This is a genomic window from Sphingopyxis italica, from assembly GCF_011926545.1.
Taxonomy (GTDB): Bacteria; Pseudomonadota; Alphaproteobacteria; order Sphingomonadales; family Sphingomonadaceae; genus Sphingopyxis; species Sphingopyxis italica.
In genome coordinates, this window is the sequence record NZ_JAATIT010000002.1 from 137,803 (window position 1) to 151,805 (window position 14,003).

Annotated in this window: 21 protein-coding genes and 1 pseudogene; 13 read left to right on the forward strand and 9 right to left on the reverse strand. The window is 59.8% G+C overall.

What is annotated here, in order from left to right:
- Nucleotides 1–46 precede the first annotated feature (46 nt).
- The 5 genes from GGR90_RS08275 to GGR90_RS08295 all read left to right on the forward strand — a co-directional run bounded on the left by GGR90_RS08275 (nucleotide 47) and on the right by GGR90_RS08295 (nucleotide 3,972).
- On the forward strand, nucleotides 47–799 hold the full coding sequence (locus GGR90_RS08275; RefSeq protein WP_167920980.1) for a P-loop NTPase family protein: 753 nt from the start codon (nucleotides 47–49) through the stop codon (nucleotides 797–799).
- Entirely contained in the window at nucleotides 796–1,383 is a 588-nt protein-coding gene (locus tag GGR90_RS08280; RefSeq protein ID WP_167920981.1) for a hypothetical protein, read from the forward strand. The genes GGR90_RS08275 and GGR90_RS08280 overlap by 4 nt, the downstream gene beginning before the upstream one ends.
- Nucleotides 1,384–1,657: 274 nt before the next feature.
- Nucleotides 1,658–1,975, forward strand: coding sequence for a plasmid mobilization relaxosome protein MobC (gene mobC, locus GGR90_RS08285; protein ID WP_167920982.1), 318 nt, complete (start codon nucleotides 1,658–1,660; stop codon nucleotides 1,973–1,975).
- Nucleotides 1,972–3,492 (forward strand): relaxase/mobilization nuclease domain-containing protein, encoded by a 1,521-nt coding sequence (locus tag GGR90_RS08290; RefSeq protein ID WP_167920983.1) that lies wholly within the window; start codon nucleotides 1,972–1,974, stop codon nucleotides 3,490–3,492. Before mobC ends, GGR90_RS08290 begins: the two co-directional genes overlap by 4 nt.
- 129 nt (nucleotides 3,493–3,621) lie before the next feature.
- Nucleotides 3,622–3,972, forward strand: coding sequence for an MbcA/ParS/Xre antitoxin family protein (locus GGR90_RS08295; protein WP_167920984.1), 351 nt, complete (start codon nucleotides 3,622–3,624; stop codon nucleotides 3,970–3,972).
- Between the two features lie 286 nt (nucleotides 3,973–4,258).
- Here GGR90_RS08295 and GGR90_RS08300 read toward each other — a convergent pair whose 3' ends face one another.
- The 9 genes and pseudogenes from GGR90_RS08300 to GGR90_RS08345 all read right to left on the reverse strand — a co-directional run bounded on the left by GGR90_RS08300 (nucleotide 4,259) and on the right by GGR90_RS08345 (nucleotide 9,216).
- Nucleotides 4,259–4,696 (reverse strand): Ros/MucR family transcriptional regulator, encoded by a 438-nt coding sequence (locus GGR90_RS08300; RefSeq protein ID WP_381449076.1) that lies wholly within the window; start codon nucleotides 4,694–4,696, stop codon nucleotides 4,259–4,261.
- 610 nt (nucleotides 4,697–5,306) lie between these two features.
- The gene (locus GGR90_RS08310) at nucleotides 5,307–5,918 is read right to left on the reverse strand and encodes a plasmid pRiA4b ORF-3 family protein (RefSeq protein WP_167920987.1); all 612 of its coding nucleotides are present in this window, start codon (nucleotides 5,916–5,918) and stop codon (nucleotides 5,307–5,309) included.
- Nucleotides 5,915–6,191, reverse strand: a pseudogene (locus tag GGR90_RS08315) (transposase domain-containing protein); the annotation flags it as partial. The pseudogene GGR90_RS08315 and the gene GGR90_RS08310, both read right to left, overlap by 4 nt.
- 41 nt (nucleotides 6,192–6,232) lie before the next feature.
- Nucleotides 6,233–6,364: a transposase gene (locus GGR90_RS19445; protein ID WP_167920988.1), complete on the reverse strand. Its 132-nt coding sequence runs from the start codon at nucleotides 6,362–6,364 to the stop codon at nucleotides 6,233–6,235.
- 245 nt (nucleotides 6,365–6,609) lie between these two features.
- The gene (locus GGR90_RS08325) at nucleotides 6,610–6,807 is read right to left on the reverse strand and encodes a hypothetical protein (RefSeq protein ID WP_167920989.1); all 198 of its coding nucleotides are present in this window, start codon (nucleotides 6,805–6,807) and stop codon (nucleotides 6,610–6,612) included.
- 107 nt (nucleotides 6,808–6,914) lie between these two features.
- A complete protein-coding gene (locus tag GGR90_RS08330) occupies nucleotides 6,915–7,163 on the reverse strand; it encodes a DUF7662 domain-containing protein (protein WP_167920990.1) in 249 nt (82 codons plus the stop codon).
- Nucleotides 7,164–7,288: 125 nt separating this feature from the next.
- Nucleotides 7,289–7,486 (reverse strand): DUF6961 family protein, encoded by a 198-nt coding sequence (locus tag GGR90_RS08335; RefSeq protein ID WP_342449917.1) that lies wholly within the window; start codon nucleotides 7,484–7,486, stop codon nucleotides 7,289–7,291.
- A gap of 115 nt (nucleotides 7,487–7,601) precedes the next feature.
- Nucleotides 7,602–8,033: a hypothetical protein gene (locus tag GGR90_RS08340; protein ID WP_167920991.1), complete on the reverse strand. Its 432-nt coding sequence runs from the start codon at nucleotides 8,031–8,033 to the stop codon at nucleotides 7,602–7,604.
- A gap of 22 nt (nucleotides 8,034–8,055) precedes the next feature.
- On the reverse strand, nucleotides 8,056–9,216 hold the full coding sequence (locus tag GGR90_RS08345; protein ID WP_167920992.1) for a hypothetical protein: 1,161 nt from the start codon (nucleotides 9,214–9,216) through the stop codon (nucleotides 8,056–8,058).
- A gap of 308 nt (nucleotides 9,217–9,524) precedes the next feature.
- Here GGR90_RS08345 and GGR90_RS08350 point away from each other — a divergent pair, with 308 nt between their 5' ends.
- The 8 genes from GGR90_RS08350 (at nucleotide 9,525) to GGR90_RS19760 (ending at nucleotide 13,664) form a co-directional block, all read left to right on the forward strand.
- Nucleotides 9,525–10,124, forward strand: a complete 600-nt coding sequence (locus GGR90_RS08350; protein WP_167920993.1) for a hypothetical protein — start codon at nucleotides 9,525–9,527, stop codon at nucleotides 10,122–10,124.
- Entirely contained in the window at nucleotides 10,109–10,729 is a 621-nt protein-coding gene (locus GGR90_RS08355; RefSeq protein WP_167920994.1) for a hypothetical protein, read from the forward strand. Before GGR90_RS08350 ends, GGR90_RS08355 begins: the two co-directional genes overlap by 16 nt.
- Nucleotides 10,730–10,862: 133 nt before the next feature.
- Nucleotides 10,863–11,330 (forward strand): hypothetical protein, encoded by a 468-nt coding sequence (locus GGR90_RS08360; protein ID WP_167920995.1) that lies wholly within the window; start codon nucleotides 10,863–10,865, stop codon nucleotides 11,328–11,330.
- Nucleotides 11,320–11,682: a hypothetical protein gene (locus GGR90_RS08365; RefSeq protein ID WP_167920996.1), complete on the forward strand. Its 363-nt coding sequence runs from the start codon at nucleotides 11,320–11,322 to the stop codon at nucleotides 11,680–11,682. The genes GGR90_RS08360 and GGR90_RS08365 overlap by 11 nt, the downstream gene beginning before the upstream one ends.
- A gap of 3 nt (nucleotides 11,683–11,685) precedes the next feature.
- A complete protein-coding gene (locus GGR90_RS08370; RefSeq protein ID WP_167920997.1) occupies nucleotides 11,686–12,261 on the forward strand; it encodes an MbcA/ParS/Xre antitoxin family protein in 576 nt (191 codons plus the stop codon).
- Nucleotides 12,262–12,572: 311 nt separating this feature from the next.
- Nucleotides 12,573–12,824, forward strand: coding sequence for a type II toxin-antitoxin system prevent-host-death family antitoxin (locus GGR90_RS08375; RefSeq protein WP_167920998.1), 252 nt, complete (start codon nucleotides 12,573–12,575; stop codon nucleotides 12,822–12,824).
- Nucleotides 12,814–13,254, forward strand: a complete 441-nt coding sequence (locus GGR90_RS08380; RefSeq protein WP_167920999.1) for a putative toxin-antitoxin system toxin component, PIN family — start codon at nucleotides 12,814–12,816, stop codon at nucleotides 13,252–13,254. Before GGR90_RS08375 ends, GGR90_RS08380 begins: the two co-directional genes overlap by 11 nt.
- A gap of 65 nt (nucleotides 13,255–13,319) precedes the next feature.
- Nucleotides 13,320–13,664, forward strand: coding sequence for an antitoxin Xre/MbcA/ParS toxin-binding domain-containing protein (locus GGR90_RS19760; RefSeq protein WP_209023655.1), 345 nt, complete (start codon nucleotides 13,320–13,322; stop codon nucleotides 13,662–13,664).
- Nucleotides 13,665–14,003 lie beyond the last annotated feature (339 nt).

A 14,003-nucleotide genomic window follows, 5' to 3' on the forward strand; every position in this document is an offset into this window, starting at 1 on the left:
CATTACCGGCGGGCGTGGGCATCGATCATCCTTGAAAGGCATTATCATGGCGATGCTTGCATCAAATGCAGACTTTACAAACCCACGAACAAAGCGCCGGCCTATTGTGAGCTTCCTTGGCGATAAAGGGGGAACTGGAAAGAGTTTCGGAGGTCGAGCGGCAACCGGCTGGTTTGCCGCGAATGGGTATCAAATAGCGGCATTCGATGCTGATGGGCGCAATGGCCATTTGTCCCGCTATTATGAGCAAAGCATTGGCGTGACTCGTGTAACGCTGCGCGATCCGTTGGGGTGGACATCTCTTTACAATCATTGGGAGCAGGCAGACGACGACAGTGTGATTGTCGTCGACTATCCCGGCAATATTGGCGCCGAAATGGCCCAGGAAGCCGCGCGTATGAAGAGAGTCGCTGCAGCACTGGATCGAGATCTAATCAGCATCTGGGTTGCAGCAGAGGAGGAAGACTCGATCTGGCTCCTCGAGACCGCTTTGCAGGTCGCCGATGCTCGCCATACGGTATTCTGGATGAACGGCCGTTTCGGTTCCGACCCATCGAAGTTCGAGCTCTGGAATGGTTCGCAAACACGAGCCCGCTTCATCGGGAACGGCGGTATCGAAGCGTTTCTACCTGTCCTACCGATCTTCGTTCGAACTAAGATTGCGAGAGCTCGCGCGCCGTTTCATGACCTTTCGTCGGCGGCCCTTGGGCTCACCGATCAAATTGATTTTGATCTGTGGTGGAGCGCCGTGTCAATGCAGCTTGAACCGCTTGTCGATCTTCTGGGAGGTCCGGCATGAGCGACCTTGCAAAACAGATCATGCGCGATGTTCTGAACCGCGCACCCACCGCTGAAGACTACCGGCAGCTCAATCAGCTTTTGGACGCACTGCCCGCCGAAATACTGAAGAGCCCGGCGGCAATGTACGAAATCGTCGGCCGAATGAACTTTCTTCAGCAACTCGAGGCGACAATCCAAAAGGCCGGGCGACACGCACAGCAGCAGATCCATCATGACCTCCCGATCCGCGTCGACCAGGCAGCGCTCATCGCGGTCAACAAGATCCGCGACACGCTGCCACGAGACGCGGCAGCTTCTGCGCGGCGGCTGTACAAGTTCGCAACCATGGGCACGCTCGCTATCGCAATTGTCACCTGCAGCGCGGGTTGGGTACTCGGCGCCAATCACGTGAAAGCGAAACAAGCAGCGACGCACGCGGCCTCCGATCGCGAGTTCGGTCGGTGCATAGATGCATCCACGGCAGCCTATGCAACAAGTGCGCGGCGCGGCGTTAGGCCGGCGCCAGTCACCAGTGACACGGTGCGCAATGATCTGATGATCTGTGCTGCAGAGTACGCCGACCGGCGCGCAGGAAATCACTAGAGAACTCGCAGCCCCTGACGACTTCTCGTCAGGGGCCCGCCGGTGGCGACGACATGCGTCGCCACGTCCAAGACAATCACGGATTCAAACGGAAATAGGGAGGAAAGAGCAAGGGCTGGCCAACGACTACCGCGCCGCTGCAGCGGCGCTTTGGTCCGCGCTCTGTCGCTTCGCTCTGTCGCTTGTCACGCGTGGCCCGACCTTGTTGGGGAGGACTCTGTCCTCCCCAAACCCCTCCTCAGAGACACCAGAATTTCACCCTAGGGGAAAGAAAATGACCGGACAGAGCGGATCCGAAAATCGCCAGAGACAAATCGTCCGCAGCACGCGCTGGGACGAACAAGAGTTCGCACAGCTCCAGGCGATCGCCGCATACTCAGCATGCAGCGAGGCCGAGGTTCTACGCCGGCTCGTTCGACGAGCGAACAAGCAAATCGTGGTCTCACGCGACCTCGTCCGTGCCGTCCGGCAGCTCGGGAACAACGTCAATCAGATTGCGCGGCGCATGAACTCGAACGAACAGGTTCGTTCGGACGAACTTCTCGAAGCGTACCGAGAACTGCTCCATGCCGTGAAAATCGCAAAGTCATGATCAGCAACATCACGTGGGGTTCCGATTTCGCCGGGATCGTTAGATATCTGGTCGAGAACCGTGACCATGAAGTCCTCGACCTGCGATGCGTGACATCCGTCGAGTTCGCCGCAGACGAGATGGCGGCAGTTGCTGCACTCAGCACGCGCGCGAAAAATATATTGCTGCACATCTCACTGTCAGCAGCGATCGAGGACGGCCCGCTCGACGCGGGCCAATGGCTGCATTGCGCCGACGAAGTCACCGCGGCGCTCAGGTTGGCCGGTCTCCAACGCGTGGTTGTTCGCCACAAAGACAAGGCCCACGACCATGTCCACATCTTCTACTGCACCATTGACTCTGAGACTGGTCAGACGCCCCCAAAGCGCTGGTTTCTAAAAAAGGGCAATGCGGTGCGAAACATCGGCCCGCATGCACTGTCCGATGCGGAAGTCGATGCCGTTCCGCTGTCCGCCCGGGCCCTTCGAACATATGATTTTCGCGCACTCGCGCGCGTGATGGATACATGCCGAAAATTGGAGCGGCAGCTTGGACTTCGGGCTCTTCGAACGCCGGCAGAGGCGGCGCAAGCACGCTTGGCGGGGGGAGCCAAAGACAAAATTTCGGCACAGCAAAGACGGTCTGATCGGGTGGGGTCGATACCGCTCATGGCTCGCGCCGAGGAAATACGAAACGCTCTTGATACGCCCGACTGGACATCGAAACGAGACGCGATTTGCGCCCTCGGCTTAGACTTCGAACCTATATATCGAACCACAAAGGCGGCCGAAGAACTGCGCGGTCTGATCATCTTTGATGTGAATGATCGGGGCAACCGCATCCCGGCATCGGACCTCGATTTGCCCAGCCGCAAATATGGGCTGCGCCGTCTTGAGGCGCGACACGCGGGCGATGTCGAAAGTTTTGAACGCTGGTGGCCGAAGCGTAGAACGACGGGGGCAGGGACATCGCTTGGCCAGGGCACTGATCGCCAGCGGCTTAAGGAAGGCTTCGATCTTTTGGCGCTACAGCATGCTGCGGCCGAGCGGGAAAAGCGTCTTTCGCGCAAAAGGCTAAAGAAGAAACAATCGCTGGAACGTGCACGCAAGCGGAAGGCTTTGATGATGCGCAGGCGCGAGGAGGCGGCTCAGCTTCCTCCAGGTGAACGCCGCGAATTCTATCGCCGGTTTTCGCTTGAGACATCGAAGCCGGAACTTGCGCTCCTGGGCAAGCTCCACTCTCGGCAAACACAGGTGCTCGCACGCTGCCGAAAACCAACATGGCAAGAGTATCTGAAACTATGTGCGAGTGCCGGCGACCTCGCCGCCCAGCGGTTGATCCCTAAGGCTCGCCCGAAGCCTTTGGAACGCGTTGCAATGAGAAAGCAGACGATTGTTCGCGAAGATCAGAGGCTTCCTCAGCCTCAGGCTGCGGTTCCGCCGGTTGCGCAAAAAGGCCCCAACCCCGGTCTCCCCGAACTCGATACGGCGGATCTTCTACTCGCGTACCAAGCGACGAAGCAGCGTGGACGCGATTGATTACCGGGCTCAGCGACGATATACACGGCGCGAAGTTTCTAGCTGGAGGAAAAGAAAATGATCTCCAAAGAGGACGTTCCGGGCGGCTGACCCCGCCGATTTCGTCAACATGAGGCGGCCTAAAATCAGATGGGCTTGGCACAATACGCAGACGACGGACTCTTCGCTCCCAGCAAGATTGCCAAAGCATTGTGCACGACGAGCGCAGAAGTCGCCCGTTCAGCTGGCCTTGGCCGCGACGCTGTCCAACGCAAAGATCGAGTGCGCTCGGATAAAACCCAGCGCCGTCTGCGTGAACTCGTCGAGATACTCAACAAGGTCTGCGGCCGTTTTGGTTCGGAGCTCATGGCTTACGCCTGGTATCGATCTGAGCCCCTGCCGGGCTTCTCAGGCCAGACAGCCATGCAACTCGTCCGAGAAGGGCGGGCCGACGAAGTGCTCGAGTACATCGACGGTGTCGATGCAGGCGTTTACGCCTGATCTCTTCCGTGCACTACCAAGACGAGCTCTTGCGGGCTTTGCTTTTGGCGCTTTGATACAATCCAGCGCGAATCCTCCTTGATATGGCCCCCTGCAATATCTTTCTTGACCAAGCTCTGAAATGCGACCCGATGAGCTTCGGTCAGGTGGGGCGATGAATTAGTGGATACATCGTCGAAGGGCGGCGCAGGATAATTTGCGTCGCCCTTTTTACAATGGCGGGGAAATCCGTTAGCCTTCTCTCAGGCATGCGGCCAATTCATTGTTCGTGGCACCGAAGTCGGGGCTATTTTGCCTTCGTGCGGCCTCGCGGATTTGGTTTGCGTCCACCGCCACGGCCCTTGGTTCCAAGGCCGATTTCTTTAGCTAGCGCCCGGCGCCGTTCCGCGTAAGTGGGGGCCACCATCGGATAGTCCTTCGGAAGGCTCCACTTCGCCCGATAATCTTCGGGCGTCATGCCATAATGCGTCATCAGATGGCGACGCAGCATTTTCAATTTTTTTCCGTCCTCAAGGCAGACAATGTAGTCAGGCTTTACCGAAGATCGAATTGATACCGCTGGTTCCTGCTTGATCTCGGGCTCTGGCTTCACGGCAAGGCCTGCAAGGGCGTGGTGGACGGATTGTATGACAAGTGGGATGTCTGAGATCGCGACGCTGTTATTGCTGACGTGGGCAGCAACGATGTCCGCGGTCAATGTTACGAGCGTCTCCTTGTCATCCATCATATATTCCCTTCGGTACGGTCCCCGGTCATAATAATTCGAGTGCGAACTTTGTCGCGGAAAAATCCACAGACATGAGGCAGTGTTGCCTGAGTTTCGACCTGGTTCCAAGCATGCATGGTTAACCCTATTGGGCAATGGTGTTCGGATTCTCTGACAAATCGAGTATATTGAGTTCATGGCCCACGAGCTTGATGACATCCGCGCTGCAGGAAGTTGCCCTGGCTGTGGGCGAGAATTCAGCGTCAGTTATAAAACGCTACGACTAAAGCGGACGATAGAATGTCCCGGCTGCGGTGAAACTATCCGATTGACTGACGATACTCCCATTTCGGCCGTCCAGCGCCTCATCGACGAGACGTGAGAGGTTGTCCCGCCGCGGGGTCGCTACGCAGCGGGACGATCTGCGCATACCTGTGTCCAATGAAAATTGGGTAACCATGACACTGATTACCCTGAGCCTTTATGTTGAGGGCATGAGAGGACGGCGTCACTATCACTAGCCACGTTACTATATCCGGCGGCGCTCCAACTATCGGAACTCTCGAGGAGGTTCTGCTGGTGGCCTTGTAGCTGGTGCAATGTAAGCGTGGCGACGAAACCGCGTTTATCAGTCGGGGCGGGCCGCGGCGTTGACGGCGGCAGCTATTCCCTGCGCCCGTCGCTTGGCGAGCTTTGCCATGCGTGCGTTGATCTCGTCGGGGCCGATATCGTTGTGATCGAAGACGCCGCCATACCATTGCACCATGGACGCGCGTTCGGGATGGCGCGGCTTGGCCATGGCATCGAGGAACTCCTCAAATCCCGGGGTGCCGCCGACATCTTCGGGCGGAGCCCGCCGTTCGCCATCGACGAAGCGCGGGTAATCGATGCCGGGAATGGCGGGTGTGATCTCTTCGATCTCGATGCGATGTCGCCAGTTGTCCCCGAAATCATAGGTGTAGGCGAAGCTGGTGATGCCGCGCTCGACGAGCTTGCCGATGCGCATATTGGCGGCGTCGCGGGTGCGGACCATGAAAGCATCGTCATCATCGAAGCGGATGCCATAGGCGGCATCGCCCACGTCGAAACGGAACAGATGGTAGTTCTCGAAGAGCATGCAGGCTTGGATCGCGAGGTGCAGGGTCTTAAGACTGTTGGTGACGGGAAGTTCTACGCGGCGCCAGATGACGGGTTTCATGTCTTCGAGCGTGATGCGAATCCGGGCGATCTGATCGGTCATGCCGCCATGCTGACGGGTGCGGTCTGTGCTGTCCAGTTCCACGGCATGAGCCCGTCCACAGCGGGACGCGGGCCAGCCTGATGCGATCTTCTCGATGACATCGGCGATATAAGCCTGCGGTTCGACGTCATTGAGCTTCCCCGTCTCGATGATCGAATAGATAGCGGCGGCGCGTTCGCCGCCTGCCTTCGATCCGGCGAACAGGCAGTTCTCGCGGCCGCTGGCGATGGCGTGGATCGCGCGCTCGGCGGATATTGTCGCGATCTCGGCCATGACCTCGGCAAACGACGGTGCCGGCGTGCGCGTCGCTCCCGTCAGATCGCCGCTAGTGCCTGCCGACGCCACGTATAGAGCATCCCGCTGCCGATGACGTGCCGCTCGCAGGTCGCCGAGGCCGATCCGTCGGGGCCGAACGCCTCGCGCGAGATCGCCAGCTTCTGTTCCACTTACCAACCACGACGACCTCCAACGACCGCGATCCGACTGCTCATACGATCACTCATATGACCGGTCACAAGAGCACTCGCCGCCGTCGCTCCGATATCCTCGTCTATCAGCGCTCCTCGCAAAGAGCGGCTCTCAGCATCCCGCAACAGTTTCCTGCAAGGCGGCCTTCAGAACACGGTTACATAAACGGTGTGCGGCAAGCGACATGTGCTGCCCCCCCCGGCGACTGCAGAAGGGATGACGGTTATTCGCCTTGGCTTTTGCGTCTGCCAATCGAGCGCCCCACGAGCCAGCCAATCAAAAGCCCCGATGCCATGATCAGATAGCGGACAATCGTGCTGGAATGCGAGGCGAAGAGGATCGCGGCAACCGCGGCGACACCCATGCCCACGAAAATCCCCGCCATTGCATATTTATCTTCGGTCGATCGTTTTCCTGCCATCGTCTGCTTCCTCCCCTTGACCAACGACCGCGCTCATACGCGATCACTACGACGAACATTATAGCAGCCAGCGCGCAAGCGGCCGGGTTCAAAAAGCGACGCTTGGGTCACGCTGTCCTCGCGAAGGTCGCGATCCGGGCGCACCGATCGACCGAGACCTTGTAGCCGGCCCGTTGCCAGGATTTGCATTGCGCATGGCGCGTCGTTCGAACGTCCTCATTCGCCCACCATTCATTCTTTTCATAAGCGGTGGGCGGCAGGCCGCCGACCAATTCTCCGATCTGATCGAATGTCAGCGACACGCGCACTTTGTCGCTGCGCGCCAGATAGTCCGCGAGAGGATCATATTTCGCCAAATTTCTCTCCCGGACCGAATAAATCCGGGGAAGAATGGCGCGGAGCGTGTCGGTTTGCAATCCGCGCAGCTAATCATCCTGGGAACAGTCGACGGTTGATGCTGGGCCCAACCTCGACCGATCCGTCACATCGACAGCGGGCGCTCTCCGGTCCACAGCAAGGACAGCTTCTCGGCGATCGCCTTCCAGCGCGCGACGCCTTCGCCATCGCCCGCGAGGGCCAATGCACCGATGCGCTCGGCGATCCAGACACCCGCCTGTTCGCCATGCTGTTTCTCGACGGCAAGGGCGCAGACCCACAGCTCACGCTCGGATGTCATCATCCGAGCAGACATCGCACGGCCGACAGGATCCCGGCAACAAGCGAGCCGAAGACGACCGCGGTCACCGCCCAGAACTCAAGCATGTGAGCCCGGGCTTTCCACTTTGGCTCACGCCTCACTCGCAGCGATGCCCCCGCCAGTACCGATCCCAGCGGGCCGCATAGCCGTCGCGAACCATCGCGCAGGAGATGTCGCCCGATTGCGGCGAGACGCAAAAGACGGCAGTGCGATTGCCGCCGGCGCCACCTGCTGAACGACACCGCATCGTCGGGCCGGTGACCGTGATATGCCCGGTTGAGCGCGTGCCCGTGCGCTTGCCGACCAGGCCGACCAGATGATCGCGAGCCGCGCGGGGATCGGCGGCGGCGCAAGGATGACCGGGGCTGCACGTCCCGTCCATTTCGCGAGCCGCAATGCCCGACAGCCGGACATGCGGCCCCTCGGCGCACCAGATCGGGCCATCGCCATCCCATACGGCGGTAGGAGTGCAGTCGAACGACTGGCCCGACGGGACGATCGAGGCGAGGAATAGAGCTGCGGATATCATGACGCCTCTATTCCAAGCCTGCTCAGATCATGCAATCGCGGCGTGTCGCCGTCACCGAACCAAAAGCCGAACCCTTCGCCTGACCCTTTTCGAACAGGTCGAGATGGACCGTGGCACCCGCGCCGAGGAGAGGGCCATTGGTTTCGCAGATCTTGCGAACCAACTGCCGGCGCCCGCTGTCTGTGAGTATCGCGCCCTTCTGATCGACCAACGCCGTGAGCATGAGGCGATCGCCTTGCGCTTCGATCTTCGACACCGTGGTTTTGTCCATGAACGCCAACGGCGTCGACGTATCGCGCGCAGTCCTCGCCACTTCCGCGGACAGATCGACGGGCGCGGCAGGTGTGACAGACGCCATCGGAATGCCGACATCGGTCGCGGCTGCTTCTGGTGCCGCGGGCGCAGTGACGACCGCCTGCGTGATCGTGAACGCCGGTGCGGGCGTCCCCGGCTTCACCAGCCGGAACGAGAAGGGATAGCGCTCGCCATTCCAGTCCAGGTCGATCGTCACGACCTTCGGCAGCTTCTTGTCCTTGATCTTGGCTAGGACGATCTTGCCGCCATAGCTGTCGTCGGGATCGACGGTCGAAAGCTGGACGACCGAGTTTGCGAGTTCGGCGCGCGTCCGGTCGAGGCGTTGCTGCACATTATAGATCGCATAGCCGGTACCCGCGGTGATGGCGGTAGCCTGGATCTGGCCGGCGACGCTCGGTGCGCTGTAATAGCCATGATAGGTGGCCCGCGGCGTATAGAATGTGCTGTGATAGGTATCGCGCTGGCTGGCAGCGCCTGCCGCGGCAAGCCCGCCGAGCGCCGCAAGGCCGATCTGCGTCCACATCGCACGGTTCTTTGCTTTCTTTTCGAGCTCCTGCCGCGAAAAGACAGCCAGGGTTTGGTCGCCGGCCCTGATCGAGAAGTTCGAGATGTCGATATTCGCGGGCACATGGCCCGCATTATATACGCCGACGTAGAAGGCGAGGCTGCCATGGTCGACGGGCAGCGGCTGAATTTGAACAGAACCCTGGCGGTTGAACAGCTCGACCGTCGCAACGCCCTGCTCGTAGCGAACAGTTTCCGCGCCGACTTGCACCGGCTGAACGACGAACTTTTCCTTCGCGGCAGCCTGGCCGGTTACAGTCAGCGCCATGCTGAACAGGACGATCCCTGCAATATTCCGATACATTGTTACCCCTCCCCGAAATCAATCAAGGTGGGCGCACTTAGATAGAATTGGTTACGGCGAAGAAAACGGGTTCGCAGCTATTTCGGCTATTTGATCCAAATTGGTGCAGTGCGCTCTTGGCGCCCCGAAATCGCCCTGTCGAAGATTGTCCTGCATCGAGGGACGATGAGAGTGGCGCGGCGCGATCACGCACCGAAGTTTCAACGGAAGAGAAGGCGCAGGCTGGCCCTGCGGGAAGGATGAAAACATCTGGCGCTGGGGCTGCCGAGAGCCCCGGCCCCCGGGCTCGTGCAACACGAGTAAGTCCAATGACGATGATAAATTCGCCGGGTAGCGCAATCGATCTCATGATCGAGCCGCACCCAAGCATGTTCGGTCTCGTGATCAAGGGCAGCGTCCCGCTACCGACCGCGACGAGAACCGACATCAAGCTCATGCGCTACCTGGCATCGCTAATGCACAGCCGCGCGAGCCGCGATGTGCTGAATATGGCTGGGCTGCTTGCCGACAGCCTGTTCATCGAGACGCCCGGCGTCATAGTGCGGGCAACGGCTTGCGCCTCGCCCCTGTTCCTCGGCGAGATGGAAGCCGAAGCGATCGCGGCCCGGCATCCGGTCGTGCTGCTGCGGCATTCGCAGGGCCAGTCGGCCAACGATGTCACCATCGACCTCGTTCTTCCGGGCGACGCCGATCTTCGATGGCTTCAGGGCTATCGGCTGTTCCGCGGTCTCGCGGGGGACAGCTGCATCGTGCCGACGGGCGACGGACCCTCGGTCCGATTGCTGCCTCACGGGCTGTTTCTGACCGAGCACGCGCCATACGCCGACGACTGGGACCGGACCGCCGGCATCGAGCGCGCTAACGCGCATCTCGACGCGCATCTGCGCGGAGGATGGTCATGGCGATGAAAAAACGACCCGCGCCTGAGGGACTCGATTTCGTGCCCGTCGAAGGCGGCAGCGATCCCCATATTGCTTTCGGGGTCGTTCGACGTCGGATTGGAAGTGGGGCGATCCAGACCGCGCCCGGCTCGGTGCTCCGGCGTTTGTCGCCGGGACGCAAGGCCGACGTCGCGGCGCCATGGGAACCCACATGCTACCGCTGGGACGTCCTGCTTCCACCGATGGCGCATGACGATTGCCTCGATCCGAAGCGCCTCTGCGAGCAATATGAAGCGCAGGCCTGTGAAGGCCTCAAAGACCTGCTCGTTATGATGACGATCCGTTTTCCTGACGCCGACCGGATCCATGCCATCTGGGAGGATGTGCGCGCATTTGCTCGCGAACGGCTTTGCCGCGAGCGTAATCTCGCCGTCATCGCCGCCTTCCACCTGCCGGTCCAGATTGGGTCGACGAATCCGCCGCATGTTCACCTGATGGCCTTGGCGCGCGAACTCAAAGCTTATGGTTTTGCGGACTTTGTCCGGCCGTTTGCGGCCGACGCAGGCAAGGCGATGTTCGCTGCGGAGTGGGCCGAGTGGCAGGCACATCAAGGATGCACCGCCGGCATCTGACGCGCCGACGGCCTGCCGCCGCGCCACGACCGGCGCCGAGAACAAACCCGAAAGAAGACTGCTCAGCTGTGGCTGGAGCGAAGAGAGGAAAGCAGCCGCTGTCCAGCCAGCGCTGCCAAGGACTGGATCATATATGTCAAAATACCCCACCGCCATCGACCGCGCCGAAGAAATGGAAACGCTGAGGGCCGCGCTCGTTATCGTCCGGATCGCCGAGCTCGAGCTCGACGAGAAAGCGCCGATCTTGCCTGTCAAATGCTCGCACTATCTGATCGCGGCCGATGCCGATCTGCTGATCGTTCCAGCCAATGCTTCGGCCGTCGGCAATCATCATGCCGTCGAGAACATCATGTGCCTTTCTCGCTGCGACGCGCTGATGGTCTATGTCGCGCGGCCGGGGACCGGCAAAAACCGGGTTGTTGTCGACATCGGGATCCACGGCCTCGTGCCCGTGTGGCACCGCGAATATCGGCCCTGCCTGATCGATCGCGTGCTCCATTTCGTGCCTGACCAGGATGCGAGCGGCCCAGCATTCAAGCTGACCAAGCGCGGGTTGAAGCAAGCGGCCGATTTCGACGCGCTAAACCCAGATGGAATCTGACCCGCGACGTGCCGGGTTGCACCGAAAATATGAAAAGGAAAATGTGATGCTAGTGGTGACGGTCGAAGTCTGGCCCTGGGGCCGCGAGGAACGGAAGTACAAAATTGGCGAGATCACGGCCGCGAATATCTCGAACGGTCGCATCGCAACCTACGAGGTTCGCGTCCATTGCGATGGCTACGAGCCGGAAGGCCTGCCTGCCATCGATGAAGAATTCCTGCTTCGCGATCATGACCGCAGCGCCGGTGCGCTGGCGCTCATCCGTGACGCGCTGCTCGTTACCATCCCGTTGCCTGAAGAAGGCGATGGCGCGTCCGATGCCGGGCCCGGGTCAATCTCACCGGACGTGTGAGAGATGGACAAGCACCCCGGTTCCCCGAACTCTGGCTCCGCCGCAAGGACTGCTATCGCACGGTTCGCGCCGGCGAACCGGCGACGCCTGAGCGGGGCTGGCCTGCGCACCTTTCTTGCCATTGCCGATCTTTGGAGCCTGACCGAGGAACAGCGCCGGCTGATCCTCGGCTATCCGGCCCGGTCGACCTATCGCGGCTGGGTCAAGAAAGCTCGCGAGCATCGGGACATCACGCTGAGCGTCGATGCCCTGATGCGGATTTCAGCGATCTTGGGCATTTATAAAGGGCTTAGAATTCTCTTCGCGGATGACGATGAAGGTGTCACCTGGCTCCGGACGCCGCCTGATGCGCGCATTTTAGGGGGCGGACCTCCGATCGATCTTATGATCAGCGGCACGCAGGATGCTCTTCTCACCGTACGCCGCTTGATCGATGCCGCACGCGGCGGGCTCTACAGGTACCCGACATCAGATGAGCGGGATTGGCCGCCCGATGACGATAGCGAGATCAAATTTGTCGGCATGGAAGATGAGGCCGGGGGGAGCGAGGGACTCGAACCCCCGACGCTGGGTTTCTGATCCCACAAACCAGAATTTTTCAACACGGCATAATCGGCTGAAATCCACCGAATTGCGGACATTTGAACGAGACGGTCCTTGGACGACCACACAAACGACGACATATTTGGCGCCTTGCTTCGGTGATTTCGACAACAGTGTTTCGATTTGGTCACATGCTCCGCCAAGGCCGCCCGCCTTTTCCCCGTCCCCCGCGCCGAGAGACACCTTCGGGCGAATTGCACAGCTTCCCTTGAAGGGCTTTCCGAATATCCCTATAAGTGAACCGTTCAAATCGAACGATTGGCTCGATTTGCCGAATGGAGATAATTATGCAAACCATCACGGCCAATGAAGCGAAAACCCGCTTCGGCGAACTGATCGACCGTGTGCAGCGCGAACCTGTGCGGGTGACCCGGCGTAATCGCGTCGTCGGCGTAATGGTGTCGGCAGAGGACTATGCTGCCATGCGAGACTTTTACGCCGACAGGCTCGCGCGCACTCTCGGCGAAACCGCGCGCGAAGCCGCTGAAAAGGGTCTGACCAAGGACGAGCTCGCGCGACTGCTTTCCGATGAAGGGTGACGCGTTCGTTCTCGATACCAATGTCCTTATTAGCGCTGCCCTGTCGGCAGAATCCGCGCCTGCAAAAGTGACATTATGGGTAATCGCCCATGCGCGACTGATCTTCGCCGAACCGACGTTCGATGAGTTTCGTACGCGCCTTTGGCGTCCGAAGTTCGACAGGTATCTGACCATCGAACGCCGCAACCAGATACTCCATGACTTCAGCGCGATCGCCGAATGGGTCGAGATTCAAGAGGTGTCTCCTCCCGTGCGCAGCCGCGATCCCGATGACGATATGTTCGTCGCTGCGGCAATAGCCGGCTCCGCTCGTTGGCTGGTCAGCGGTGACAAGGATCTTCTGGATATGACGGCGCCAAAGGGTGTCACAATCCTCTCACCCGCGGCGATGTGGGAACTGATCTCCAAACCGGCCCGAAGCCTCTCCTAGGCGCCCCAAAGACGCGACTGTGAGTTCCACTCCATAAAGCGGCGATCCTCGGGATTCATATAGGCTTGAGGACGCTTTTCGACGACGACCAAGAAGGTGTCGCATGGCTTCTTCAGCTACATGATGCTCGGGTTTTCGGGGGAGCAGCGCCCATCGATCTCATCACCGGCGGAACTCAAGATGCGCTGTTGACCGTGCGTCGCTTCTTGGATGCTGCACGCGGCGGACTCTATATGGCCCCCTCCTCGGACGAGCGCGATTGGCCCCTTATGACGATAGCGAGATCAAATTCGTTGATAGGGAAGAGTGAGCGGCGCATCCGCAAAACCGGCCCACGTCCCCTCGGGCATCATGCTGAATCGCGGCGAAGCTTCCGTGCCATTCGTTCGTTCCTGATCGCTGCCTCGTGAAGACGGACTGCCAGAAATGGATCGTCGGTCGCGCTCGCTTTCAGGCGAGCGACACGGGCTAGCTGTTCGTAATAAATGGCGTCGCGCTCGGGCTCCATGTCCAACCCGGTATCATAGTCGAATCAACAAATGGCTAAGATAGAGGAGCCCTCGACAGCCAAACTCGCAACGACATAGAAAGCGCGCATTGGAGGCCAAGCATTCCGAGATGATTATGCTTCTATCATAGGCACGCCATGACGTGACAGCGGGAAGGGTTAACTTCGTGGGGTTGTGATTATCACGAAGAACCGGGCGAAGGGGGGGGGGCTGTTGAAAACTCGCGGCCTCAATCCAAAT

What these genes read in the sequence shown, in the direction of transcription:
- mobC (WP_167920982.1), top strand. Translation starts at nt 1,658, where the DNA reads ATGACCGGACAGAGCGGATCCGAAAATCGCCAGAGACAAATCGTCCGC.
- GGR90_RS08370 (WP_167920997.1), top strand. Translation starts at nt 11,686, where the DNA reads ATGGACAAGCACCCCGGTTCCCCGAACTCTGGCTCCGCCGCAAGGACT.
- GGR90_RS08345 (WP_167920992.1), bottom strand. Translation starts at nt 9,216, where the DNA reads ATGTATCGGAATATTGCAGGGATCGTCCTGTTCAGCATGGCGCTGACT.
- GGR90_RS08295 (WP_167920984.1), top strand. Translation starts at nt 3,622, where the DNA reads ATGGGCTTGGCACAATACGCAGACGACGGACTCTTCGCTCCCAGCAAG.
- GGR90_RS08355 (WP_167920994.1), top strand. Translation starts at nt 10,109, where the DNA reads ATGGTCATGGCGATGAAAAAACGACCCGCGCCTGAGGGACTCGATTTC.
- GGR90_RS08350 (WP_167920993.1), top strand. Translation starts at nt 9,525, where the DNA reads ATGACGATGATAAATTCGCCGGGTAGCGCAATCGATCTCATGATCGAG.
- GGR90_RS08380 (WP_167920999.1), top strand. Translation starts at nt 12,814, where the DNA reads ATGAAGGGTGACGCGTTCGTTCTCGATACCAATGTCCTTATTAGCGCT.
- GGR90_RS08360 (WP_167920995.1), top strand. Translation starts at nt 10,863, where the DNA reads ATGTCAAAATACCCCACCGCCATCGACCGCGCCGAAGAAATGGAAACG.
- GGR90_RS08290 (WP_167920983.1), top strand. Translation starts at nt 1,972, where the DNA reads ATGATCAGCAACATCACGTGGGGTTCCGATTTCGCCGGGATCGTTAGA.
- GGR90_RS08375 (WP_167920998.1), top strand. Translation starts at nt 12,573, where the DNA reads ATGCAAACCATCACGGCCAATGAAGCGAAAACCCGCTTCGGCGAACTG.
- GGR90_RS08280 (WP_167920981.1), top strand. Translation starts at nt 796, where the DNA reads ATGAGCGACCTTGCAAAACAGATCATGCGCGATGTTCTGAACCGCGCA.
- GGR90_RS08365 (WP_167920996.1), top strand. Translation starts at nt 11,320, where the DNA reads ATGGAATCTGACCCGCGACGTGCCGGGTTGCACCGAAAATATGAAAAG.
- GGR90_RS08340 (WP_167920991.1), bottom strand. Translation starts at nt 8,033, where the DNA reads ATGATATCCGCAGCTCTATTCCTCGCCTCGATCGTCCCGTCGGGCCAG.
- GGR90_RS08310 (WP_167920987.1), bottom strand. Translation starts at nt 5,918, where the DNA reads ATGACCGATCAGATCGCCCGGATTCGCATCACGCTCGAAGACATGAAA.
- GGR90_RS08300 (WP_381449076.1), bottom strand. Translation starts at nt 4,696, where the DNA reads ATGGATGACAAGGAGACGCTCGTAACATTGACCGCGGACATCGTTGCT.
- GGR90_RS08275 (WP_167920980.1), top strand. Translation starts at nt 47, where the DNA reads ATGGCGATGCTTGCATCAAATGCAGACTTTACAAACCCACGAACAAAG.
- GGR90_RS08325 (WP_167920989.1), bottom strand. Translation starts at nt 6,807, where the DNA reads ATGGCAGGAAAACGATCGACCGAAGATAAATATGCAATGGCGGGGATT.
- GGR90_RS08335 (WP_342449917.1), bottom strand. Translation starts at nt 7,486, where the DNA reads ATGATGACATCCGAGCGTGAGCTGTGGGTCTGCGCCCTTGCCGTCGAG.